Below are 24,645 nucleotides of genomic sequence, written 5' to 3'. Positions count from 1 at the left end.
AAATAGATGATAAGATCACTTTTTTAGCATCTATTATGCTTTTATTTGTTTTTAGGCTTATAATAATAGGGAGATTACCTAATATATCTATGATGCTAAATAACATCATTAAACAGGAAACAAATGAATTTATCTATGTCTGAATACTTAAAAATGGCTTTAATTTTGTTTTTTTGTATATTTTTTCAAAAAACAGCCAATGCTGAAAATAAAAACATCGAAAATGGTAAAAATCTTTTTAAAAAAAATTGTACAGCTTGTCATTCTATGGATTTAAAAAAAGAGTTGATTGGCCCAGCTTTATCAGGAATAACAGATAGAAAAAATCGCAATTGGCTAAAAAAATGGATAAAAAATAACAAAGACCTCAGAGATAGTGGAGATAAGGATGCAATTTATATTTATCAAAAATACGGAAAGATAGAAATGAATCTTTTCCCAAATCTTTCTGATCAAGAAATAGACGATATATTAGATTTTATTAAAAACCCTCCTATTAAAAAGATGGGAATAGAAAAAATTTCTTTTACTGATACTGAAAAAAAAGAGGAATTAAGAAAAATTATCTTATTGAATTTTTCTGTTATTACGATCATTTTGTTTTGGCTTCTTATTAGGTTTTCTGTTCTGTTACGAATCAGAAACGATAATTCCATTGAAGAGTACATAATACAAAAAAGAAAATCATTTTTTTTTTGGAAAAAAGAAAACCGTTTCATCTTCTATTCTGTTCTAGGAATTTTAGTTATTTATAATTTATGGGAATTCTTCATTAACATTGATGTAAATGAAGGTTTTCAACCTAAACAACCGATTTTTTTTTCACACAAAATTCATTCTGGAATTCAGAAAATTGATTGTCAATATTGTCACTCAAATGCGAAATATGGAAAAATTTCAGGAATTCCAGCTGCAAACGTTTGCATGAATTGTCACCTGAGTATTACAGAATATAATGGAAATTATTTACCCCAAAAAAAAGATAAGGCTTTTTTCGATAAAGAAATACAAAAAATATATAAAATTGTTGGATGGAATCCGAAAACCAGAGAATTTTCTGGAAAAATGCAGTCAATAGAATGGATACGCGTTCACAATATGCAAGACTTCGTCTATTTTAATCATTCACAACATGTTGTTTCTGGAAGAAAAACGATCCAAAAATACAAGAAAGTCGATATTATTTGCAAAGCTTGTCATGGACAAGTTCAAATCATGGATGAAATTAAAATGTCAAATGATTTCACTATGGGATGGTGTATTAATTGTCATAGAAGCACAGAAATCGATATGAATAATTTTTATTATACAAAATATTTCAAGAAACTGCATAAAAAGCTAAAAAATAAGCATAATAAAATTACAGTAGCTTCTGTTGGAGGAATTGAATGTAAAAGTTGTCACTATTAGAAAAGAAAATGGATATTAGTTATGATTTTAAAAATTTCTTTACTTCTGAAATAGAGTATAAAACTTCTAGGCGAAGTTTTCTTAAGTGTATGGGATTTGGTACAGTGGCTGTTGCATTAGCAGCATGTAAAGGACCCGTAATTAAATCTATTCCTTATATTTTTAAACCTGAATCTATTACTATCGGAGAACCTACTTATTATGCTTCAACAATGTTGGATGGCTTTGATCTTAGTTGTGTTTTAGTAAAAACAAGGGAGGGAAGACCCATAAAACTTGAACCAAATAAGACCGCTAAAATCTTTAATAAAACGTCAGCTAGAGTACAGGCTTCTCTTTTATCTCTTTATGATGAAGAACGTTTGAAAAATCCATATATACGAGGAAAAAGAACTTCTTGGAAAGTACTTGATAATTACGTGGTGGAAGCATTGAAAAATATTTCTAGAAAAGGTAAACAAATTGTTATACTGAGTAGTTCCTACCCTAGTCCCTCAACTAAAAATCTCATTACAGATTTTTCAAAAATATATACTAATACAAGTCTCGTTATCTATGATGCAATATCCTATTCTAAAGCGCTTGATGCTTCAAAAGATTTTTGGGGGATTCGAGCGCTTCCTCGTTATGAGCTTTCCAAAATTGAACTTATTGTATCTTTTGAAGCCGATTTTCTGGGAGATTGGAGTCCAGAAAATTTAGGATTTTCTTATGCTAGAAGTAGGAGCCCTAGAATAGGTATGCTTCGTCATATTCAAATTGAAAGCAATATGAGTCTATCTGGGGCTAATGCGGATCTTAGAATTCCGGTTAAACCTTCGGAAGCTAAGCGTATATTGGCTGAGCTTTATAAAGCTATTAGTGATAGTGAGGGGTCTAAAGATATCTTTGCTCAAAGACTCGCAAAAGAAATTCTATCTAAAGGCCCAAATGTTTTGATATTGGCAGATGGAGATAAAGAATCTTATGCATTATCTCTTCTCATTAATCAGAAGATAAAAAGCAATGCTCTAATTAAGAATAGTTTTATCCTTTCTAAAGAAAGTAATGACGAAGGGTTTAAAAATTTTTTATATTCTCTAAAAAGAGGTATTATTGGAGCTCTTATGATTTTTAATACGAACCCGTTGTATAGTTTTTCAGAAAGTGAATGGTTAAGGAAAGCCATACAAAAAATAGATCTTAGTATTTACTTTTCAGAGAAGGAAGATGAAACTTCTGACGCTGTACAAGTTTTAGCTCCAATACCTCATTGGTTAGAAAGCTGGGGTGATGCAAATCCTGTAAACGGAATTTATACATTGATTCAGCCAACTATTAGAAAAATTTTTAATACAAGACAATTTCAAGATTCTTTGCTTATTTGGAAAAATATAAAGGAAAAAGTTCTTCCCTTTCGTAATTATTACGACTACCTAAGAAAATTTTGGGAAAAAAAGATTTTACCAAAATCTACTTTAGATTCCTTCAATAGAGCTTTATTTAAAGGATGGGTGGAAATTCCAGAATACATTTCTATCAATTGGAACACAAGAACAACTTCTAATAATTTTAGAACGGAAAAAAAAGGAAAAAAAGGATTCGAAATTAAACTTTACACAAAAATAGGGATAGGGGATGGGACTCAGGGAAATAATCCTTTACTACAAGAATTTCCAGATCCTATTACAAGGACTACTTGGGATAACTATATGACCATTTCATCGCATGATGCTAAAAAACTTGGTATTAAAAATTGGAATGTAGGAGACGGTTCTGTGCATGGTCATATGGTGAACTTGCATATGGGAAGCGTTAAAATAGAAAATGTTCCTGTTTACATTCAACCTGGACAAGCTAAAGGATCATTAGGGTTAGCTTTAGGATACGGAAAAATAAAAGGTAAAATAGCCCAAAAAGGAGGAAGAATAAATGCGTACAGAATTTATAAAAATTTTAATATTCTCCAAGCAGGTATTAAGATTGAAAAATCAAAAGGAATCCATGATTTTTCTTGTATTCAGCTCCAAAATACCAGTGTAGGGAGAAACTCTATCGCATCTGAAACAGACTTAGAAATTTTCTTAAATCAACCGAAAGAAAATTGGAATAAAAAGGAAAAAATTTACATTTATAATGGGAATATTACTCCAGAAGGAGTCACTATTTGGAGTGAACAAGATTCTAGCCAAGGACATCATTTTAATATTTCAGTGGACTTAAACTCTTGCATTGGGTGTGGAGCTTGTGTCATTTCTTGTAATGTAGAAAACAACGTTCCCGTTGTTGGAAAAGAAGAAATCCGAAAGTCTAGAGATATGCATTGGCTTAGAATTGATCGATATTACTCAACAAAAGAGAACTTTGAAAGTTTATCCAAAAAAGGATTTTCAGAGAAAAATATATCGTCTGAACCAAGAATGTACTCAAACTTGCTTAAGCCAGATAAAAATCCCAGTGTAATATTCCAACCTGTAATGTGTCAACATTGTAATAATGCTCCGTGTGAAACAGTTTGTCCAGTAGCTGCTACGTCACATGGTATACAAGGTCAAAACATGATGGCTTACAATAGATGTATAGGAACTCGTTATTGTGCTAATAATTGCCCATATAAAGTACGTAGGTTTAATTGGTTTAACTATGCAGAAAATGAAAAGTTTGATTTTCATATGAACAATGACTTTGGAAGAATGGTTTTAAACCCTGAGGTAGTTATTAGAAGCAGAGGAGTAATGGAAAAATGTTCCATGTGTGTTCAAATTACGCAAACTAGCATACTGAAAGCTAAGAAAGAAGGAAGAAAAGTTAAAGATGAAGAGTTCCAAACAGCTTGTTCCAAAGCCTGTCCAACTAATGCAATCCGTTTTGGAGATATAAACGATAAAGAAAGCGAAGTTTTCAAGGAGTTAGAGAATAAAAGAAGTTATCAATTACTTGATTTTATAGGAACAAAACCAAATGTTTTCTATCAAGTGAAGATTAGAAATAAAAATAATGATGTTCTCTTATGAGTATCCTATACGAAAGCCTTTAATTTTAGGTAAAAAAAACTATAATGATCTTACTAAAGATGTTTCTTGTACGGTAGAGACTAAAGCAGGAAAGCTTTGGTGGATTTCTTTCATTATTGCATTAACTGCAATGATTTGGGGGGGAGTATGCATTTTTTATACAGTAGGAAAAGGAATAGGAACCTGGGGATTAAATAGAACCATAAATTGGGCTTGGGATATCACAAATTTTGTTTGGTGGGTAGGAATTGGACATGCTGGAACTCTAATATCCGCTGTTTTACTTTTATTTCGTCAGAAATGGAGATTATCTATTAATCGTTCTGCAGAAGCAATGACTATTTTTGCTGTAATGCAAGCTAGCATTTTCCCAATTATCCATATGGGACGTCCTTGGAATTCATATTGGGTTTTTCCCATTCCAAATAAATTCGGAACATTTTGGCCAAATTTTAATTCTCCGCTTCTTTGGGATGTATTTGCTATCAGCACTTATTTTTCAGTTTCAACTATTTTTTGGTTTCTGGGATTGATTCCAGACTTTGCCATGCTCCGAGATTATTCTGTTAAACCTCTTCAAAAGAAAATATATAGTATATTAAGCTTTGGTTGGGGAGGAAAGGCTAAACAATGGAAGAATTTTGAAGAGGTTTCTTTAATTCTATCTGGTATTTGTACCCCATTAGTATTTTCAGTACATACTATTGTTTCTTTTGATTTCGCTACATCGGTAATTAAAGGATGGCATAGTACTATTTTTCCACCTTATTTTGTAGCTGGTGCAATTTTTTCAGGATTTGCAATGGTTCAAACATTGCTAGGAATAGCTAGAAAAGTATTGCATTTAGAAGATTATATAACCCAAAAACACGTTGAAAATATGAATATGGTAATTCTGGCAACCTGTGGTATAGTAGGTATAGCTTATATTTCAGAATTTATTTTAGCCTGGTATTCAGGCAGCCCATTTGAAGATTTTACCTATTTTTCTACAGAAGCAGCAACAGGGTCATATTGGTGGGCTTTCTGGATTTTGATTATATGCAACGTATTAATTCCCCAAGCTTTGTGGTTTAAAAGAATTAGGAAAAGTTTTCTTTGGTCTTTCGTAATTTCGATATTCATTAATATAGGTATGTGGTTTGAGCGTTTTGATATAATAGTGCTAAATCTTAGTCACGATTATCTACCGTCCACTTGGACAGGTTTTTTACCCTCCTTTGTTGATATAGGAATATTTATAGGAACTTTTGGATTCTTTTTTGTTCTTTATCTTTTATATGGAATTACAATTCCAGTAATAGCACAATCAGAATTAAAAACCATTTTAAAATCATCAAATGAAAAATATAGAAGAAAACAGGTGTAGGATCATTTACGTCCTATATAAGGATGAGGAAGTTTTATTAAAAGGGATCAAAATCTTGATAGATAAAGGGGTAAAAATTCAAGAAGTTTATACACCATTTCCCATCCACGGATTAGATAAAATCCTAAATTTAGGAAAAACGTCTCTCTCTAAAATGGCCTTTATTTATGGTTTTTTGGGAATGTTTTTATCTTTTGTATTAACCTGGTATACAATGAATTATGATTGGCCTCAAAATATTGGTGGAAAACCTTCTTTTTTTTGGCATATGAATGTTCCAGCTTTTGTCCCAGTTATTTTTGAATTTACGATTTTTTGCACAGCACATTTTCTTTGCATTTCATATTTAATTAAATGTGCTTTATTTCCTGGATCTAAAGATCAAAATCCAGATCCAAGAAGTACAGATGATAAATTTCTTCTAGAAATTAGAGATCAAAAGATTTCTAATGAACTAATTAATTTTATTAAAAAAAGTGGTTCCATAGAGATTACTCTGAAAGATTTATGAAAATATTTATTTATTTTTTAATGATTCTTCTTTTAGAATGTTTTTTTATTCGTTCATGTTCATATAAAAGATTCCCAAATCTGGTTTATATGCCAGACATGTATTATTCTGAGGCATATGAAGCTTATTCTCACCCAGACAATCCTTCTAATAATAGATCGAATAACCATTATTATTTTAGAAAAATGGTTATTTCTTTACTCCCTGTAATTGGAAGTGTTCCTAGAAATGAAGAGGGCATATTGCCTTATGATATTCCCAATTCCAATGATGGATACGAATCCTCAAAAAAAATAACTTATTCTCCTTTAAATTACCAAGAAATAAAAAAGAATATAGAGCTTGGTCAGAAAATGTATAGTATTAATTGTTCTATATGTCATAGTAACAATGGAGATGGGTTAGGTCTTTTAGTAAAAAATGTAAAAATAATCGGAGTTCCTAGTTATAAAGATAGAGAAGAGATTACATTAGGTAGCGTTTTTCACGTAATAATGTACGGAAAAAATAATATGGGATCTTATGCTTCTCAACTTAAAATGTCGGATTGTTGGAAAGTCGCAATGTATGTAATTTACTTAAAAAAATGTATATGGAATGGATAAGTCTCCTTTGTTAAGTTGGAAAAAGATATCTATATTTTTAATTCTATTTGGATTAACTTTATTTATAATAGGACTTTATAGATGTCTTCATTTTGAAGAGTATAAAATGGAAGAATTCATAAAAAATAATCCAGTACTCTTTTCTTCTAAAAATACGCACTACTTTTATAATAGACCTTGGGCAGCATGTTATGTCTCTGCTTTTTATTTTACAGGAGTTTCTATTGGAGTATTATTTTTTATTGTTATCCAACATGTTTCTAATGCTGGATGGGCAACCATATTGTTCCCTGTTATGGAATGTATTTACTCTTTTCTTCCTTATGTAAGTATAGGGGTGTTTATTATATTAATTCTTAATGCTTTAGGTTTTTTTCATATATTTACTTGGATGATTCCTTCATTACAAAATCCATATTCGTTAAATTATAACGAACTCATTGCTAACAAATCCCCTTTTTTGAATATTCCATTTTTTATTCTAAGAAGTTTCATTTACATAACTTTATGTACTTTTTTTATTTTTAGGATAAAATTATTTTACAGTAAGTTGTATAAAAAAGAAGATTATCGTGCTTTACGTAAAGCATCTATTGGATTTATTCTCTTTTTTGCTTTTTCTTCAATGGGAATGGGATGGGATTGGATTATGTCTATAAATGCACATTGGTTCAGTACTTTATTTAGTTGGTATGTTATTTGTACGCATATGGTTAGTGGAATCACTACTATTACTATGGTCTCTATATTTCTTAAAAAAAATGGTTATTTATCAACTTTTAATAGTAATCATATGCATGACCTAGCTAAATATATGTTTTCCACTAGCTTATTATGGACTTATTTATGGTTTTCACAATTTCTTTTATGCTGGTATGGAAATATACCAGAAGAGGTCTCTTATTTTCTTCAAAGATCTGAACTATACAAAAACATCCATTTTTGGATGCTTTTTCCCACCCTTTTATTTCCTTTTATTGGTCTAATTAGAAGCAATGTAAAGAGAAAACCTAGGATAGTTTTTTTCATTGGATGTATTATTCTTATAGGTCATTACATAGATATTTATAACATGATAATGCCTGATTGCGTAGGAGTATTTTATGGATTTGGATTTACAGAAATTGGGAGTTTTTTATTTATGAGTGGATTTTTTCTCTTTTTTATTTTTAGAAAATTTAAAAAATCGAATATTGAAGCTAATGGTCATCCATTTTTTATTGAGAGTAAATATTATGAGTATCCATTTTAATGGTCTATTTTTTCAAATAAAATGGTTCAAATAATAAAATATTTTCATTTTTTTTAAGCTGAAAAAGCATCTCAGAGATTTCTCCCATATTCTTAGCTGAAGGTATTATATTAGGATGATATTCAAAGTCCAGTTTTAGAACATTCAAAGCTTTGAATGCTCCATCTCCTATTAGATGAATTTTTTTATTGGAATATTTTTGATAGTAATTATTATTTAATATAATAGCCTTTATAGGACAAAGCATTTTACCAAAAGAATCAAATACGGTTGTATAAACTTCTTTACGATTAGCATCAATCATAGGGATCAAAAATCCTTCATCTGGATTCATTTCTTTGCTCATTACAGTAAGAGTATCTATGGATAGAAGAGGAATATTCAATACGTAACAAATACCTTTAGCTGAAGATACTCCTATTCTTAAACCAGTATATGATCCAGGCCCCCTGCTAACGCAGACAGCATTTAAATTGGAGAATTTTATTCTTGCTTCTTTCAAAGATTTTTTTATAAAAACATGTAGATTCTCGGAATGAGAATAGTTTTTCGTTTTAAACTCAAAAAGACTAATGCAGTTTCCGTCTTTAGAAATACTAACAGAACAATTTTTTGTTGAAGTTTCTATATTAAGTATTATAGCCATAACTTCTGAAGAATCTTTGCATAAAATTTAATTTTGTTAATCATAGAGAACATTCCATTACTCCTAATGGGAGAGATAAACTCATTCAGTCCAATATGGTAAATAAAATTTATTTTTTCAGGTATAATTTCAATTTCTTTGGGAGATCTATCAGAATAAACTCTGATAATCAGAGCAGAAATTCCACTAGGTAAAATAGCATCACTATCAGCTCGTAAAATTATATTTCCATTTCTTAAATATGCGTAAATCCATACTTTGGATAAGCAGCCTCCTATTAGCTTGTCTTCACTTCGTTCTTCCATTTTTGGAAGTGATTTACCAATATTTATAATATGTTCATATCGTTCTTCCCAATTTTCAAATTGGAAAAATTCTCCTATTATTTCTCTTTCCACTATACTCATACTCTTAATTCATCTATCCTTTTTAGATTCATCTTCTTGGTTTTTATCTTCTCTTTCTAGATCTTCTTGAGTTGCTTTTTTAAACTCTCTAATTCCTAGACCTAATCCTTTCATAAGTTCTGGAATTTTCTTACCCCCAAAAATAAGTAGAGATAAAATAACAATTACTATAATTTCTGTGGTGCCAAAAGCACCCAATGTAACTAATATGAAATCCATGATTTAAATTTTAATGTTTTTTTTTGAAAAAAAAGCAGTAAACAATCATTAAATATACTGCTTGTTCTAAAAGATTTAGAATAATTCCATTTGTAATACAAGTAATAGATCCAGCTATATATGCTAAAAATAGTAAAAATATCATTTTCCATTTAGGATAATTCACAGGATAATTCTTCAGGCCCCAGATATATGAGACTTGAAGCATAGCTGCGTACGAAGCTAATATTCCTAAAGAACTCATTAAAAATCCAAATTTGGAGAATAAAACTAAAATATTAAATAAAATTGTAACAAGTATTCCAATTAAAGAAATATATACTCCAATAATAGTTTTATCAATAACTTTATAGGAAATAGAAAAATTTATATAAATTCCTAAAAAAAGATCAGCCATCATAATTAACGGAACAGTAGATAAAGTTCTATGATATTTTTTGTTTATCATAAGTTTTGCTATTTGCTGTACATTAGAACAAATGAAAAAATAAATAACGGATCCCACTAGAGTGAAGAAATAAGTCATTTTGCTATAAATAATTTTAGCATCTACCGTTTCAGCTTTTTTGAGAAAGAAAGGCTCTATGCAGATCCTAAAAGACATTACATAGGAGCTTATGAAAGCTGCTATACGATAGCATGCCGTATAGCTTCCGTTCATTTCATCAGAAATACATCGTTTAATAATAAGCTTATCAATGTTTTGATTAATAGAAAAAACAAGAGCTCCAATCATTATAGGAGTCCCGTATCTAAGCATTTTAATAATTAAGGGAATATTTATTTTTTTAAAATTTGTCTTTATAATAATTGGGAGAAAATAGATAAAACTTGCTAAAGAAGCAACAAAATTTGAAAAAAAAATATATCCAGTTCTATCTGTATGTTTTTTGATAAGATCAATTGGTAAGAAAACAATATGATTAACCGATGAAAGCATATACATGCTAACAGAAAAAAATATTAAAACCCCAAAAACTCTGATAAACGAATATCTAACGTCCATCTCATTAGCTCTAAGCCAAGTCATTGGAAGTACACAAAGAATATCAAGGAATATTATCATAAAGAACATTAAGAGATATTCTTCATGTCCTTTGTATCCTCCTAAAAAAGATATAGGATATATAAAAATAAGTCCAGAAAGTAAAACTCCTACGGATACAAAAGAGAATACAATCATTACGTTAGAAAAAACAATTGTTTTTTCTCTTCCTCTGTTTTTATACAGAAAACGTAAATAAGAGTTTTCTAGCCCAAAAGTAAGAAAATTAATTAGCAAAAAAGAGGATGAGTACATATCACTGTAAAGTGAAAATTCAATTGGGGCTAATTTTGTGGTAAATAATTTTAAAAATAGATAATTAACACACTTTGGGATTATATATCCTATACCGTATACAATAGTTTGTTTAATTATCTTTTTATACACAGAGTTTATACATTTGGTAGAAATAAAATAAAAAAATAAAAAAAAAATGTAGAAACATAAAATTGACGAATTTAATTCAGTAATTTATCAATTTTCGAACCTTTTTGCCAGGTATGGATTCTTTAGGAATACATACGTGAAATAGAAAAACTAACTAATTAAAAAAATTTTATCCTCCTATTTGGAATTTCTGAATATAAGAGAATGTAGGGTAAAAAAAAATTGTATAGAAAAAAAATTTTTAAACGCTCATATAATCATAGAGATTTCTGAATTTCTAAGAAATTAGTGAAATCCTTGTATGACAGTAAAGTCGATGATTATTTGTATAATGATATTATGTTAGAGAAACTTGTGGAAAAAACTTTTTTTACCAAAGATTTTATTCATATTATACGGAATATATGGATAACAAGGATAAAGAAATAGAGCATTTTTTTCGTTTTCAATTAATTGAAAATAAATTGGTTAATGATTTAAAAATTTTTAAGCTCTTGATTTTTTTTTTATAAATGCTTATTTTTCGTTAATTAATTAAAAATTAAAAATTCAGTGGAATTTAAAAAATACGCTATCAAGAATCAGGGCATTAGCAGCTTGTCCTTACATTATTATGAGGATTCTTTAAAATCTTTTTATGAATCTTCTATTACACCTTATATTACTGAAGAACGTAAATTAAATGTTGCTCAAATAGATGTTTTTTCCAGATTAATGATGGATAGAATTCTATTTCTAGGGACTTATATAAATGATCAAGTAGCTAATATTATTCAAGCCCAGTTATTGTTTTTGCAATCAGTTAATAATAAGGAAATACGGATATATATTAATTCACCGGGTGGTTCCGTTTATTCTGGATTTGGTATTTACGATACGATGCAAATGGTTTCACCGGATATTTCAACCATTTGTACAGGAATGTCGGCTTCAATGGCAGCTGTATTACTTTGTGCAGGCACAAAGGGAAAAAGAGCAGGATTAAAGCATTCCAGGATAATGCTACATCAACCTATAGGTGGGATATATGGCCCAGCTTCTGATGTTGAGATTTCAATGCGTGAAATCAATAATATAAAAAGGGAAATATATGAAATTATCGCACTTCATAGTGAACAATCTTTTTCGAAAGTTGAAAAAGATTCTGATAGAGATTTTTGGATGACTTCTGAAGAAGCTTTGAAATATGGAATTATTGATGAAGTATTAGGAGCAGAATAAAAATAAAAAGTTATGAAAAGAGAGTTAAAATGTGTTTTTTGTGGCCGAAAAAGAGCAGAAGTAATTGTACTCATAGGTGGAGTAGAAGAAGAAGGATATATCTGCGATCATTGTATATCTCAAGCTAGTCTCTTAATGAAAAAGAGATCCTTTTTCAAAAGGATAGGAAATCCTATACTTCATACTCCTCATTATAATAATACTCATACTCAGAATAACAATAAAAATTTAAGAAATTTTATGACCCCTAAAGATATTAAATTTTATTTAGATAAACATGTCATAGGCCAGGATGAAGCTAAAAAGACACTTTCTGTTTCTATCTACAATCACTACAAATGCATCGCATACTATGATTATTTGGAGGATGGATTAGAATTGGAAAAATCTAATATTTTGATGATTGGGGCAACTGGAACAGGAAAGACTTTACTTGCACAAAGTATTTCCCAACTTTTAAAGGTACCATTTACAATAGTTGATGCAACTGTCTTTACAGAAGCAGGATATGTGGGGGAAGATGTGGAAAGCATCTTAACCAGATTATTACAAGCTGCAGATTACGATATAAAATATGCAGAACAAGGAATAGTTTTTATTGACGAAATAGACAAAATAGCTAGGAGAGGAGATAATCCTTCTATTACCCGGGATGTTTCCGGAGAAGGAGTACAACAAGCTTTGCTGAAAATATTAGAAGGGTCTATTGTTCACATTCCACCTCAAGGTGGAAGAAAGCATCCGGATCAAAGAATGATCCCTATTAATACTAAGAAAATATTGTTTATATCAGGAGGGTCTTTCGATGGTTTAGAAAGAATAATCTCCAATAGATTGAATTTATCCAGAATAGGATATCAAACCAAAAAAAAAGAAATGAAAAATAGAGAAAACCTTTTACATTTTGTTCTGGCTCAAGATATTCAGGAATTTGGCTTAATTCCTGAATTAATAGGGCGTTTTCCAGTTATTGTTCATTTAGATCCTTTGGATCCAAGTTTTCTGAAAAGGATTTTATTAGAACCCAATAACTCCTTGATTAAACAATATCAAAAGATCTTCTCTTTGGATAAAAGATCTTTAAATTTTACAGATGAAGCTTTAGATATTATTTCCGAAAAGTCTTTGGAATTTAATTTAGGCGCTCGAGGTTTGCGTTCTTTTTGCGAATATATTTTAAGAGACATCATGTTTGATATAGATGGTCCTGTAAATATTTTAATTGATAAAGAGTTTATCCTAGAAAAGATTCGTCCACTTTGTTACTTAAATAAATTTGAATAGGAGCAGCGTGTAAGTTACGTATACAATTTAGCAAATATTGTGAAAAAAAATGAATATAAAAATACCCCACTTATGAATCAGTATTATGCGATAAAATCAAGATATACTGATGCATTATTGCTATTTAGAGTGGGGGATTTTTACGAAACTTTAGCAGAAGATGCTATTAAATGTTCTCAAATACTTGATATTGCTTTGACAAAACGTTCGAACATTGATTTAGCTGGATTTCCATATCATTCCATTGACTCTTATCTACCAAAACTTGTTAGAGCTGGTTTTCGTGTTGCTATTTGTGATCAGTTAGAAGAATCTCAGTCTAATTCTATTCTAAAAAGAGATGTTACAGAATTAGTTACCCCGTCTCTTGCATTAAACGATCAAATCTTTGATTCTCGTACTAACAATTTTTTAATATCTCTTTTCTGGGAAAGAGAGAAGGGAGGAGCTGCATTATTGGATATTTCATCTGGAGAATTTTTTATTTTAGAAAATTCAGCAAAACATGTAAATGAATTAGTGAAACGTTTTCAGCCAAATGAAATTATTTACCCCAAAAAATTTAAAAATATATTTAATCTTGTTTTTGGGGTAGGGTATCGTAATTATGCTATGTTTGATTGGGTTTTTGAATATAACGCAGCTTACGAAAAACTTACTTGTAAGTTTCAAACAATATCTCTTAAAGGATTCGGAATTGAAAATTTCCCTTTAGCTATATCAGCAGCTGGTGCTGTTTTACAGTATCTTTCTGATACTGAGCACAATTGCATTGAACATATTTCTTCTATTAGCCAAATGGAAGAAGAAAAATATCTCTGGATAGATGATTTTACTTTGAGAAATCTTGAAATAGTAAAATCTCTTAACGACAAAGGCCTTGCACTAATTAATATTCTAGATAAAACAGTATCTACCATAGGAGCTAGGCTTCTGAAAAGGTGGATTTTATTTCCGCTTAAAAATATTTCAAAAATTGAAGAAAGACATAATGCCGTATTTGAATTTTTGGATAAAAAAAACGTTTCATTAAGAATCTTTGATCAACTTAAAAGAATATCTGACGTTGAAAGACTCACCTTTAAAATTTCTTCTAAACGTATTACACCTAGAGAAGTAATCGTTTTGCATAAATCTTTGGTCGCAATTTCTACTATTAAAAAAATTCTTTTAAAAGTAAAATCATCTGTATTTAAAATTTTAGCTGAAAAACTCCATTCTTGGATTGGATTCTGCGACAGAATTATGAAAACACTTTCTTCTGATCCTCCTTATAAAATTAATAAGGGAAATTTTATAGCAAAAGGTTATTCTAAAGAGCTAGATTATTTACGTGACTTGATGTCTTCAAGTAAAGATTATCTTGAAAAACTTATCTTAAGAGAGCGTAAACGTACAGGTATTGGAAGTTTGAAAATTTCATTCAACAGAATCTTTGGGTATTATATAGAAATAAGAAATGCATATAAAAATAAAGTTCCGAGTAGATGGTTACGTAAACAAACCTTAGCAAATTCTGAACGATATATTAGCGAAGAGCTAAAAGAGTATGAGGCTAAAGTTTTGGTCGCTGAAAAAAAAATTTTTTATTTAGAAAAGGAAATTTTTAATGAATTGATTCTCCATCTTTCTGGATATATAAAAATTATGCTAGAAAACGCAAGAAATATAGCTTGTATTGATGTTTTTCATTCTTTTTCTATTTGCTCTTCTGAAAATAATTACATTAGGCCAGTATTAGACGAATCTTTTGATTTAGAAATTTTTAAGGGAAGACATCCTATTATTGAAAAGAATCTACCTATTGGGAAAACTTATATAGCTAATGATATTCATCTTAATAGAAGCGATCAACAGATTTTAATGATTACGGGGCCTAATATGTCTGGAAAATCTGCGATCCTTCGGCAAACAGCATTGATTGTTCTAATGTCACATATTGGAAGTTATGTTTCGGCTAAAAGTGCTAAAATTGGGAGAATAGACAAAATTTTTAGTAGAGTGGGTGCTTCTGATAATATTTCTCTCGGTGAATCAACTTTCATGGTTGAAATGAATGAAACCGCAAATATTTTGAACAATTTTTCAGATAGAAGCTTGATAATTTTTGACGAAATTGGAAGAGGGACAAGTACTTATGATGGAATATCCATAGCTTGGGCTGTTACGGAATTTCTCCATCAGCATGTTAAAAGACCTAAAACTTTATTTGCTACACATTACCATGAATTAAGTGAAATGTCTAGATTTTTTAATAGAATTAAAAATTTTAATGTATCCGTAAAGGAAATAGATGGAAAAGTAGTTTTCTTGTATAAACTTATACAAGGAGAAAGCGAACACAGTTATGGTATTCACGTTGCAAAAATGGCTGGAGTTCCCATTCACATAATTCAACGTGCTACTGAAATTTTAAATTTTCAATTCAAGTTTTTTCAAGATCAAACTCTTGAATCCATAAGAGAGAATCTTCTTAAGATAGATTTGAATCTTTTAACTCCTGTAGATGCATTAATAAAACTTAATGAGTTTAAAAAAATGATAAAAATGCGAGAGTAGCTTAGTTGGCAGAGTACGACCTTGCCAAGGTCGAGGTAGCGGGTTCGATTCCCGCCTTTCGCTTATTTAATGCCTGTGTGGTGGAATTGGCAGACACGCAGGACTTAAAATCCTGTAACCATTGGTTATGCGGGTTCGATTCCCGCCATAGGTACCAATAAAAAAAAATCACGACAGGCTTCGAACCTGTGACCTCTTACTTAGAAGGCAAGTGCTCTATCCAACTGAGCTACGTGACCTTTAGGTAGTCGGGGTGGAAGGATTCGAACCCTCGTTTGCCTGGTCCCAAACCAGGTGCGATACCCAAACTACGCCACACCCCGTAGATCGTAGACGGAGAGTGTGGGATTTGAACCCACGCGACAGCGATGTCGACAGTTTAGCAAACTATTCCGTTTAACCACTCCGGCAACTCTCCTTTAAATTTTTATAAAATGAGAGAAACATCCTTTAAATTTTTATAAAATGAGAGAAACACCTATTATTTTGGGTATAGAATCATCTTGCGATGAAACATCAGCTTCTGTGAGTAAAGGGTTTCGTGTACTTTCAAACGAAGTATCCACCCAAGAAATACATAAAAACTTTGGTGGAGTTCTACCAGAATTAGCCTCTAGATTTCACCAAAAAAACATAGTTTACATCATTCAAAAAGCTCTTTCTTCAGCAAAAATATCTAAAGATCAGTTGAATGCAGTTTCTTTTACAATAGGTATTGGTCTTATTGGCTCTTTATTTGTAGGTGCTTCTTTTGCTAAATCTTTAGCTTTGACACTAAATATACCCCTAATTGGAGTGCATCATGTTAGAGCTCATATTTTAGCTCATTTTATTGAAGGGGTTCATTATAATCCTCCAGATTTTCCTTTTTTATGTTTAACCATAAGTGGAGGACATACAAAAATAGTACTTGTAAATGATTTTTTCAAAATTAATTTGTTAGGAAAAACGGTCGATGTTTCAGTGGGAGAAACTTTTGATAAAGTAGCCAAACTCTGGGGGTTTCCTTACCCTGGAGGTCCTTTAATTGATAAATATGCGATAGAGGGGAATCCTAATCGTTTTTCTTTTTCAAAACCTAAGATAAATGGATTAAATTTTAGTTTCAGTGGATTGAAGACTCATATTTTGCTTTTTACGAAAAAACAATTAAAAATAGATTCCATGTTTATTAAAAAAAACTTACCAGATTTATGCGCTTCATTACAAAAAGTTATTTGTGATATTCTAATTGAGAAAATTGAAAACGCTGTTTTTAAAACAAAAATTCATAAAGTAGCTCTTTCTGGAGGAGTTTCAGCAAACTCAGAATTACGTAAACGATTTTTCCATATTTCTTTACAAAAAGGGTGGGAAATTTATCTTTTACCCAAAGAATATACTTTGGATAATGCAGCTATGATAGCGCTAGTTGGTTTTCTAAGTTATAGAAAAAAGAAGTTTTACCATTTTAGTATGGGTACTAAAAAATAGGAGAAAAATCATTTTTTATATTTTTTAAGAAATTTTTCTATACGTCCTTCTGTATCAACGAATTTAATTTTACCTGTAAAAAATGGATGAGATTTGCTGGAAATTTCCAGCTTATACAAAGGATAGTCCATATCTTCTATTTTTATCGTATCTTTTGTTTTAACAGTTGATCTGCTAAAAAACCAATCTCCACTACTTATATCTTTAAAAGCAACTAATCTATAATTTTCTGGATGTATATTTTTTTTCATTATACGGATAAATTATGAATTTATATAAAAATAGTCAAATTGAAAAAATGTTTGATCGTATTTCTCCAAAATATGATTTTATCAATCATATTCTTTCTTTTGGAGCTGATTTTACATGGCGTAAGAAAGTCGTCTCTGTTATTTACTCTTTTTATCCAAAAAAAGTGTTGGATTTGGCATCTGGAACAGGAGATTTAGCGATAATGCTAGTTAAAACAATAAAGGGACTAGATGTTATAGGTCTAGATATTTCTGATGGAATGCTTGAAATAGGAAGAAAAAAAATAAAAACTCTAAAATTAGAGAATAGTATAAAAATGTTAAAGGGAAACTCGAGATCTATGCTTTTTGAAAGTAATTTTTTTGACGCAGTTACAGTGTCTTTTGGCTTGCGAAATTTTGAATGTCTAGATCTTTGTTTAAAAGAAATTCATAGAGTTCTTAAACCTGGGGGAGTTTTTGTAGTTTTGGAGTTTTCCAAACCAAAAAGAAAGATTCTAAAATATTTATATACCTTTTATTTACATACCCTAAAATTTATAGGTTTTCTACTATCTGGAGACAATCTTGCATACAGTTATTTACAACGTTCAATATTTTCTTTTTCGCATAAATCTCATATAGAGAAAGTGTTTATTGATAAAGGGTTTTTAGTAAAAAAAATTATTACTTTGACTTTAGGAATAGTTTCCATATATGTCTCTAATAAAATGGAATAATTTTTTATTTTAAAAGTTGTTAAATATGCACTTTTCTAAAAAAAAAATTTTTAAAAAATATGGAGGATTTGAAGAAAATACAGGATCTACCCAATCCCAAATAGCTTTATTATCGTTTAGGATAAACCATTTAAATAAGCATCTTGAACTAAATAAAAAAGATTTCAATTCAGAGAGAGCTTTGGTTAATTTGGTAGGGAAGAGAAAGCGATTGCTTAAGTATCTAAAAAAAAATAGATCATTAGATGATTACGAGAATATTATAGAAAAATTTAATCTTAGATGAGAAGATTATTTTTTAAATAAAAAAAATTATATGACGTTTAAAGTAACCAATAAAGCAATAAAAGAAACCGTATTTTTGAAAGACGGAAGGGTTCTTAGAATAGAAGCAGGGTTCTTAGCTAGAAGAGCAGATGGATCTGTTGTAGTTAGTATTGGAAATACGATGCTTTTAGCAACAGCTGTTATAGGTGATAAAATTGAAGAGCATAAAGAAAATTATTTTCCTTTGAAAGTTTCATATAGAGAAAAATATTATGCAGGTGGAAAAATTCCAAGCGGATTTGTTAAAAGAGAAGGGAGACCTTCTAACGAAGAAATACTAACCATGCGTTTAGTTGATAGGGTACTTCGCCCATTATTCCCTAAAAACTTTTCAAGAGCGATTCAGATAATGATAACTCTTCTATCTTATGGAGATGGGGAGGTTTTGCCCTATAGTTTAGCAGGTTTAGCTGCTTCTGCCGCTCTAACTATATCTGGGGTCCCATTCAATGGACCTATATCAGAAGTACGTATTATTAAAAATAATGGAAAATTTATTATAAATCCTATAATTGAGCAGATTGAAAAATCGGATATGGATTTGGTAATAGGAGCATCTAAAGATGCTATTCTAATGATAGATGGAGAAATGAAAGAAATTTCTGAAAAACATTTTTTGCAAGCCCTTAAAGAAGCACATGAATATGTTAAAATTCAGATAGAAGCCCAACACAGATTATTCCAGAAAATAAAACCTCAAAAAAAATATTATTCTTATTATATAAACAATAATAATTTTTTTGAAGAAAAAATAAAAAATAGGCTTTATGAGTTTTCATACGAGGAAATTATAAAGATTTCTAAAAGTTTTTTAGGTAAGAAACATAGATCTAGGAAATATGAAAAAGTTTTAAAAGCTTTTAAAAAGCTTTTAACTGAAGAACTTTATGAAAGAAAAGAAATCTGTATAAAAAAATATTTTTATGAAATAAAAAGACAAGTTGTTCGTTTTATTATTCTAAAAAATTATATTCGTATTGATGGAAGAACTCCGAAACAAATTCGTCCAATATGGAGCTTAGTCGATTATCTTCCTAGCGTGCATGGGTCTGCGCTTTTTACTAGAGGAGATACTCAATCTCTAGTAACAGTAACTTTAGGTTCTTCCATTGATGTTAACAGAATTGATAGCGCCGTTTTAGAAAATAGAGAAAAATTTTATCTACATTATAATTTCCCTCCATTTTCAACTGGAGATATTAGGCAAATACTAGGCGTTTCTAGAAGAGAGATTGGGCATGGAATATTAGCACAGAGAGCTTTAAATAGTATCATTCCAAATGAAAATCCATATACTATAAGGTTAGTTTCGGATACACTTGAGTCAGATGGGTCTTCTTCTATGGCTTCTGTTTGTGCTGGAACTTTAGCTTTAATGGATGCTGGGATTTCTATTAAAAATCCAGTTGCTGGAATTTCTATGGGATTAGTTACTGATGAAATAACAAACGAAGGGGTAATAATTTCAGATATTTTAAGTGAGGAAGATTATTTTGGGGATATGGATTTTAAGATTGCAGGAACAAAATTTGGGATAACCGCATGCCAAATGGATCTTAAGAATAGAGGAGTTCCTTATAATATATTAGAAAAAGTTCTCTTTCAAGCTAGAGAGGGAAGATTGCAAATTTTGCAAAAAATTATAGAAACTCTTCCAGTTTCAAGAAAAAATATTAAAGATAGTGCGCCAAAAATTATTTATTTGGATATTCCAAAAGATTTCATTGGTTCTGTAATAGGTTCAGGCGGGAAGGTAATTCAAGAAATCCAGGAGTATACAGATACTTCTATTTCTATCGAAGAAAAAGGAGGAGTTGGATTCGTAGAAGTTTTTGGAAAAAATTTTAATAAAATTCAGAAAGCAGTTGATCTTATAAAGTCTATTACTTTTTTTCCAAAAATAGGGGGTATTTACAAGGCAAAAGTAAAATCAATTAAAGATTTTGGGGCTTTTGTTGAATTAGCTAAAGGAGTGGAAGGATTACTACATATTTCTGAAATTGAGAATAAAAGATTGAATAAAGTAGAAGAGGTTCTAAAAATTGGAGATGAAATAAAAGTAAAATTGATAGGAATAGATGGAAAAAAAATGAAACTTTCTAGAAAGGCTCTTCTACCTCAGAGCAAGAGCACCTATGTTGGATAGATCTATAAATTAAATTAAATATGAGACAACTTAAAATTACCAAGCAAATAACTAATAGGGATTCCGAATCTTTAGATAAATATCTAAAAGATATTGGTAAAATCCGTCTTTTAACTCACGAAAAAGAAATAGAATTTGCTAAAGCGATTAAAGAGAATTCTAATAAACGAGTAATTAAAACTGCTTCTCAAAGACTTATTGAAGCTAATTTACGCTTTGTGGTATCTATTGCTAAGAAATATCAAAATCAAGGTCTTTCTTTGGGAGATCTCATTAATGAAGGAAATTTAGGCCTTATAAAAGCTGCTTCTCGTTTTGATCATACAAAAGGGTTTAAATTCATCTCTTATGCGGTTTGGTGGATTAGACAATCTATTATGCAAGCTTTAGCGGAACTGTCTCGATGCGTACGTCAGCCTACCAATAAAATTGGATTAAGCAACAAAATTAATAAGACAGCAACTCATTTAGAGCAAAAACTTCACAGAACCCCTTCAATAAGAGAAATTGCAGAAAATTTAAATCTTCTTGAAAAATCTGTAGAAGAATCTATAAAAAATTCTGTACGTCAAATTTCTATGGATGCTCCATTAGTAGATAGAGAAGATTCTAATCTATACGATGTAATTAGACACGAAGAATATACTAGACCCGATAAATCTCTAGATCAAGAATATCTTCGAAAAGAGATTGAAAGAGCGTTAAATACAACACTAAATGATCGTGAAAGGCTCGTTATAACTTTACACTTTGGTCTTGGAGGTGAACCTCCAATGACCTTGGAAGAAGTAGGAAAGGTATGCGATTTGACAAGAGAACGTGTTAGACAAATTGAAACTTGTGGATTGAAAAAATTAAGACATTCTTCAGCTAGAAATTTGCTTGTTCCTTATTTAGGTGACTAAATTATTTTTTCTTTTAGTAAGAAAGAATTTTTGTAAAATGTCTTTACATTCTTTTTCCATTATTCCTTGAGTAATTGTTGTTCTAGGATGTAAAAAATGCATTTCATTTCTCATTTTTCTATCTTTTGCTCCAAATACTACTCTTTTTATTTTTGTCCAAAACAGAGCCCCTGTACACATAAAACAAGGTTCTAAAGTTACATATATGGTACATTTTTGTAAATATTTACCTTCTATTTGAGAAGCTAAAATAATTGACTGCATTTCTGCATGCGCAGTCACATTGCTTAATCTTTCCACAAGGTTATGTGCTTTTGTGATAATTTTTTCGTTTCGAACAATTACAGCACCGATTGGTATTTCGTCCTTTTCAAAAGCACATTTAGCTTCTTTCAAAGCTATCTTCATAAAGTAAAAATCAGGCGAAAAAATCATTAAATTTTATTTTATTGTTAAAATAACAGATTCATTATCGTTTAATATTTTATATTTTTTTTTAGTTAAAATATCTTTAACTCTAAGACGAGCTCCTATGTCAATATCCGTAATATCTAATTCTATATAATTAGGCATTTTTTCAGGAAGAGCTCTTATTTTAAGAGTTTTTAAAAAAATGTTGATTTTTCCTCCCTTACCTATTCCCATAGAACGACCTATAATTTTTATCGGTACTTCCAATTCCATTTTTTGACCTTCCAATAATTTGTAGAAATCCGCATGTAAAATAGTATCATACACTGGATGGAATTGGATCTCCTTTAGAATCGATCTAATTTTTTTCTTATCCTCGATAAATTCAAGGAAAACAATGGAAGGATAAATTAACTTTTTAAAGAGTTCTGATTGGACAGAAAATAAAATATTCTCCTTTACTCCATAAAGGACACAGGGAATTTTTCCAGAATTTAGCAAAATTTTTCTGGCTTTTTTACCTAAATTTTTCCTATTTTCTACTTGAATTATTATTGTATTCATTATTTAAGTTTTTTTTCAACTGGAAGTTAATGGTTCTTTTTTCTATATTAACCTCTTCTACTTTTACTAGGACCCTTTGTCCTAAATGGTAGCTACGTCCGTATTTTTCACCTATTACTCTGTATTTAGTAGGATAAAATGCATAATTATCATCCTTCATATTACGAAGAAGTATAATTCCTTCAACTTTTGATATTGCTTTTGATATTTCTAATTCTACAGAAATTCCAAATTCGTTAAATCCAGATATTATTCCTTCAAATTCATTTCCATGAATACATTCAATGTATTTTAACTGCATGTATTTTATGTAAACTCGTTCCACTTCATAGGCTATTTTTTCTTTAGAACTGCAATGTTCCGCTTTTTTTTCGTATATCTCTTTTGATGGAGATTTTCCATTTTTTAAATAGATATCTAATAAACGATGGGCCATAATATCGGAATATCTTCTAATAGGAGATGTAAAATGGCTATAATAATCAAAAAATAGACCATAATGTCCAATATTATTTGTCGAATACTTCGCTTTACTCATAGCTTGCATAGCAAAAGTAATAATAAGATTTTCCTCTGGTTTATTTTTAACGGATTCTAATAAAGAATTCATTGAATAAGAAATAGTTTTACGATTTCTTAGATTTATTGTATATCCCAATGTTTTTATTATTTTCTTTAATACTAACAATTTTTCTGAGTTGGGTTTATCATGCACCCTATAAATGTAAGTGCTTAACTTTTTTTTTACATGTATACTTACAAATTCTGATACCTTTTTATTTGCTAATAGCATGAATTCTTCAATAACAAAATTTGCCATTTTGTTTTTTTTTAAACAAATTTTTTTAGGATTATGGTGTCCATCTAAAATAAATTTAATTTCTGATTTATTAAAGTTTATAGATCCTTTATCTAATCGTTCTTTTCTTAATTTTTGGGCTAATTTTTCTAGAATAAGAATTTCTTCAAAAAAAGTTCCAGAATATTTTTCTATTATTTCTTGCACTTCTGCATAAGTAAATCTTTTGTATGACTTTATAATGGTTTTTCCAAACCAACTTTTTAAAAGTTTAGCTTTTTTGTTAATTTCAAAAATGGCAGAAAAACAAAGTCTTTCTGAGTTGGGAAGTAGAGAACAAAGATGGTTAGATAAAATTTTTGGTAACATTGGAACTACAAAATCTACAAAATAGATTGATGTAGCACGTTTGGAAGCTTCCAAGTCAAGTAAACTTCCTTCTATAAGATAATAAGAAACATCAGAAATATGTACTCCTATTTCCCAAGTATTTTCTCCAAGTTTTTTTAATGATAGAGCGTCGTCAAAATCTTTTGCATCAAATGGATCTACGGTAAAAGTTATTTCTGATCTCAAGTCTCTTCTAAGTCTTATTTCTTCTAAACTAATTTTTTCTGGGATTTTTTTTGATTCTATTTCAACTTTCCGAGACGGCCATCCATATTCAATTAATATAGCAGAAATTTCTGTTTTCTGAAATCCAGATACCCCTAATATTTCTATAATATTAGGCTGGGTCGAGGTTTTTTCCCACTCCACGATAACCTTATCTTTATTCTTTGCTTTATTAAAATTTTTTTCTGAAATAAAAATATCTACGTTAATATAATTATTATCTGCCTGGACAAATCCATAAGATGTCGTTTTAGCTAAACTTAACGTACCTAAATAATATTTTTTTTTAATATCAAGAAGATATACTACTTGACCTTCAAGTCTATTTTTTTTTTTAATTTTTACGATAACCTTATCTCCTCCTAAAGCTTGTTCCGTTTTATTTTTAGGAATAAATATATCTTTTTCAAGACCATATACACTTACAAAGGCATATCCAAAATGGGTAATGAAAATCCTACCTACATGAAAACATCCATTTTTTTTATCATTTTTACCCATTTTTTTAAGGATAATAAAAATTCTTC

23 protein-coding genes and 5 tRNA genes are annotated in these 24,645 nt (G+C 29.9%); 17 read left to right on the top strand and 11 right to left on the bottom strand.

Features of this window, described 5'->3' with window-relative positions:
* Positions 1 to 123: 123 nt before the first annotated feature.
* The 6 genes from VE128_00460 to VE128_00435 are packed head-to-tail and all read left to right on the top strand — an operon-like array spanning position 124 to position 8,140.
* Positions 124 to 1,410, top strand: a complete 1,287-nt coding sequence (locus VE128_00460) for a c-type cytochrome (GenBank protein ID HZD84017.1) — start codon at positions 124 to 126, stop codon at positions 1,408 to 1,410.
* Positions 1,398 to 4,403 (top strand): 4Fe-4S dicluster domain-containing protein, encoded by a 3,006-nt coding sequence (locus VE128_00455; protein ID HZD84016.1) that lies wholly within the window; start codon positions 1,398 to 1,400, stop codon positions 4,401 to 4,403. The genes VE128_00460 and VE128_00455 overlap by 13 nt, the downstream gene beginning before the upstream one ends.
* The gene (gene nrfD / locus VE128_00450) at positions 4,387 to 5,772 is read left to right on the top strand and encodes an NrfD/PsrC family molybdoenzyme membrane anchor subunit (protein ID HZD84015.1); all 1,386 of its coding nucleotides are present in this window, start codon (positions 4,387 to 4,389) and stop codon (positions 5,770 to 5,772) included. The genes VE128_00455 and nrfD overlap by 17 nt, the downstream gene beginning before the upstream one ends.
* Positions 5,744 to 6,283 carry a DUF3341 domain-containing protein gene (locus VE128_00445; GenBank protein HZD84014.1) on the top strand — a complete coding sequence of 180 codons (540 nt, stop codon included), beginning with the start codon at positions 5,744 to 5,746 and terminating at the stop codon, positions 6,281 to 6,283. The genes nrfD and VE128_00445 overlap by 29 nt, the downstream gene beginning before the upstream one ends.
* Complete coding sequence (locus tag VE128_00440) at positions 6,280 to 6,888, top strand: cytochrome c (GenBank protein HZD84013.1); 609 nt, start codon at positions 6,280 to 6,282, stop codon at positions 6,886 to 6,888. Before VE128_00445 ends, VE128_00440 begins: the two co-directional genes overlap by 4 nt.
* Complete coding sequence (locus tag VE128_00435) at positions 6,881 to 8,140, top strand: hypothetical protein (GenBank protein ID HZD84012.1); 1,260 nt, start codon at positions 6,881 to 6,883, stop codon at positions 8,138 to 8,140. The genes VE128_00440 and VE128_00435 overlap by 8 nt, the downstream gene beginning before the upstream one ends.
* A gap of 4 nt (positions 8,141 to 8,144) precedes the next feature.
* Here VE128_00435 and tsaB read toward each other — a convergent pair whose 3' ends face one another.
* Genes tsaB through VE128_00415 form a run of 4 tightly spaced genes read right to left on the bottom strand, consistent with a single transcriptional unit; the run spans position 8,145 to position 10,844 of the window.
* Positions 8,145 to 8,786: a tRNA (adenosine(37)-N6)-threonylcarbamoyltransferase complex dimerization subunit type 1 TsaB gene (gene tsaB / locus VE128_00430; protein ID HZD84011.1), complete on the bottom strand. Its 642-nt coding sequence runs from the start codon at positions 8,784 to 8,786 to the stop codon at positions 8,145 to 8,147.
* Positions 8,777 to 9,193 carry a SufE family protein gene (locus tag VE128_00425; protein ID HZD84010.1) on the bottom strand — a complete coding sequence of 139 codons (417 nt, stop codon included), beginning with the start codon at positions 9,191 to 9,193 and terminating at the stop codon, positions 8,777 to 8,779. The genes tsaB and VE128_00425 overlap by 10 nt, the downstream gene beginning before the upstream one ends.
* Before the next feature lie 9 nt (positions 9,194 to 9,202).
* Positions 9,203 to 9,412 carry a twin-arginine translocase TatA/TatE family subunit gene (tatA, locus tag VE128_00420; protein HZD84009.1) on the bottom strand — a complete coding sequence of 70 codons (210 nt, stop codon included), beginning with the start codon at positions 9,410 to 9,412 and terminating at the stop codon, positions 9,203 to 9,205.
* A 10-nt stretch (positions 9,413 to 9,422) separates the two neighbouring features.
* Positions 9,423 to 10,844, bottom strand: coding sequence for an oligosaccharide flippase family protein (locus VE128_00415; GenBank protein HZD84008.1), 1,422 nt, complete (start codon positions 10,842 to 10,844; stop codon positions 9,423 to 9,425).
* A 288-nt stretch (positions 10,845 to 11,132) separates the two neighbouring features.
* Between VE128_00415 and VE128_00410 the strand changes: the two genes are divergently transcribed.
* The 6 genes from VE128_00410 (at position 11,133) to VE128_00385 (ending at position 16,065) form a co-directional block, all read left to right on the top strand.
* Positions 11,133 to 11,273 carry a hypothetical protein gene (locus VE128_00410; protein HZD84007.1) on the top strand — a complete coding sequence of 47 codons (141 nt, stop codon included), beginning with the start codon at positions 11,133 to 11,135 and terminating at the stop codon, positions 11,271 to 11,273.
* A 123-nt stretch (positions 11,274 to 11,396) separates the two neighbouring features.
* Positions 11,397 to 12,065 (top strand): ATP-dependent Clp protease proteolytic subunit, encoded by a 669-nt coding sequence (locus VE128_00405; GenBank protein ID HZD84006.1) that lies wholly within the window; start codon positions 11,397 to 11,399, stop codon positions 12,063 to 12,065.
* A gap of 12 nt (positions 12,066 to 12,077) precedes the next feature.
* On the top strand, positions 12,078 to 13,349 hold the full coding sequence (gene clpX, locus VE128_00400) for an ATP-dependent Clp protease ATP-binding subunit ClpX (GenBank protein HZD84005.1): 1,272 nt from the start codon (positions 12,078 to 12,080) through the stop codon (positions 13,347 to 13,349).
* A gap of 39 nt (positions 13,350 to 13,388) precedes the next feature.
* Complete coding sequence (mutS, locus tag VE128_00395; GenBank protein HZD84004.1) at positions 13,389 to 15,908, top strand: DNA mismatch repair protein MutS; 2,520 nt, start codon at positions 13,389 to 13,391, stop codon at positions 15,906 to 15,908.
* Positions 15,899 to 15,971, top strand: a tRNA-Gly gene (locus VE128_00390). The genes mutS and VE128_00390 overlap by 10 nt, the downstream gene beginning before the upstream one ends.
* An 8-nt stretch (positions 15,972 to 15,979) precedes the next feature.
* A tRNA-Leu gene (locus tag VE128_00385) sits at positions 15,980 to 16,065 on the top strand.
* An 8-nt stretch (positions 16,066 to 16,073) separates the two neighbouring features.
* Here the strand turns inward: VE128_00385 and VE128_00380 are convergent.
* The 3 genes from VE128_00380 to VE128_00370 form a co-directional block, all read right to left on the bottom strand.
* Positions 16,074 to 16,147: transfer RNA gene (locus VE128_00380), tRNA-Arg, on the bottom strand.
* A gap of 9 nt (positions 16,148 to 16,156) precedes the next feature.
* Positions 16,157 to 16,231 (bottom strand) — tRNA-Pro (locus VE128_00375).
* Between the two features lie 11 nt (positions 16,232 to 16,242).
* A tRNA-Ser gene (locus VE128_00370) sits at positions 16,243 to 16,326 on the bottom strand.
* Between the two features lie 47 nt (positions 16,327 to 16,373).
* On the opposite strand from VE128_00370, the gene tsaD reads away from it, so the two are divergent.
* The gene (tsaD, locus tag VE128_00365; protein HZD84003.1) at positions 16,374 to 17,381 is read left to right on the top strand and encodes a tRNA (adenosine(37)-N6)-threonylcarbamoyltransferase complex transferase subunit TsaD; all 1,008 of its coding nucleotides are present in this window, start codon (positions 16,374 to 16,376) and stop codon (positions 17,379 to 17,381) included.
* An 8-nt stretch (positions 17,382 to 17,389) separates the two neighbouring features.
* Here the strand turns inward: tsaD and VE128_00360 are convergent, their stop codons facing one another.
* A complete protein-coding gene (locus VE128_00360; protein ID HZD84002.1) occupies positions 17,390 to 17,632 on the bottom strand; it encodes a type B 50S ribosomal protein L31 in 243 nt (80 codons plus the stop codon).
* Positions 17,633 to 17,646: 14 nt separating this feature from the next.
* On the opposite strand from VE128_00360, the gene ubiE reads away from it, so the two are divergent.
* From ubiE to VE128_00340, 4 genes are read left to right on the top strand one after another with little or no spacing between them, the layout of a single operon-like run.
* The gene (ubiE, locus tag VE128_00355) at positions 17,647 to 18,351 is read left to right on the top strand and encodes a bifunctional demethylmenaquinone methyltransferase/2-methoxy-6-polyprenyl-1,4-benzoquinol methylase UbiE (GenBank protein HZD84001.1); all 705 of its coding nucleotides are present in this window, start codon (positions 17,647 to 17,649) and stop codon (positions 18,349 to 18,351) included.
* Positions 18,352 to 18,376: 25 nt separating this feature from the next.
* Positions 18,377 to 18,637 (top strand): 30S ribosomal protein S15, encoded by a 261-nt coding sequence (gene rpsO, locus VE128_00350; protein ID HZD84000.1) that lies wholly within the window; start codon positions 18,377 to 18,379, stop codon positions 18,635 to 18,637.
* Between the two features lie 30 nt (positions 18,638 to 18,667).
* Positions 18,668 to 20,824, top strand: a complete 2,157-nt coding sequence (gene pnp / locus VE128_00345; GenBank protein ID HZD83999.1) for a polyribonucleotide nucleotidyltransferase — start codon at positions 18,668 to 18,670, stop codon at positions 20,822 to 20,824.
* Between the two features lie 20 nt (positions 20,825 to 20,844).
* Positions 20,845 to 21,729, top strand: a complete 885-nt coding sequence (locus VE128_00340) for an RNA polymerase sigma factor RpoD/SigA (GenBank protein HZD83998.1) — start codon at positions 20,845 to 20,847, stop codon at positions 21,727 to 21,729.
* On the opposite strand, the gene VE128_00335 is transcribed toward VE128_00340, so the two are convergent.
* The 3 genes from VE128_00335 to VE128_00325 are packed head-to-tail and all read right to left on the bottom strand — an operon-like array spanning position 21,718 to position 24,619.
* Positions 21,718 to 22,164, bottom strand: coding sequence for a nucleoside deaminase (locus tag VE128_00335; GenBank protein ID HZD83997.1), 447 nt, complete (start codon positions 22,162 to 22,164; stop codon positions 21,718 to 21,720). The genes VE128_00340 and VE128_00335 overlap by 12 nt on opposite strands.
* A 6-nt stretch (positions 22,165 to 22,170) precedes the next feature.
* The gene (locus VE128_00330) at positions 22,171 to 22,704 is read right to left on the bottom strand and encodes a 50S ribosomal protein L25 (protein ID HZD83996.1); all 534 of its coding nucleotides are present in this window, start codon (positions 22,702 to 22,704) and stop codon (positions 22,171 to 22,173) included.
* Positions 22,673 to 24,619 (bottom strand): VacB/RNase II family 3'-5' exoribonuclease, encoded by a 1,947-nt coding sequence (locus tag VE128_00325; GenBank protein ID HZD83995.1) that lies wholly within the window; start codon positions 24,617 to 24,619, stop codon positions 22,673 to 22,675. Before VE128_00325 ends, VE128_00330 begins: the two co-directional genes overlap by 32 nt.
* Between the last annotated feature and the right edge of the window lie 26 nt (positions 24,620 to 24,645).

This window comes from Candidatus Angelobacter sp. (genome assembly GCA_035643775.1).
Taxonomy (GTDB): domain Bacteria; phylum Bacteroidota; class Bacteroidia; order Flavobacteriales; family Blattabacteriaceae; genus DASQPV01.
Note: the sequence above shows the minus strand (reverse complement) of the source record. Positions and strands in the feature narration are given on the sequence as shown.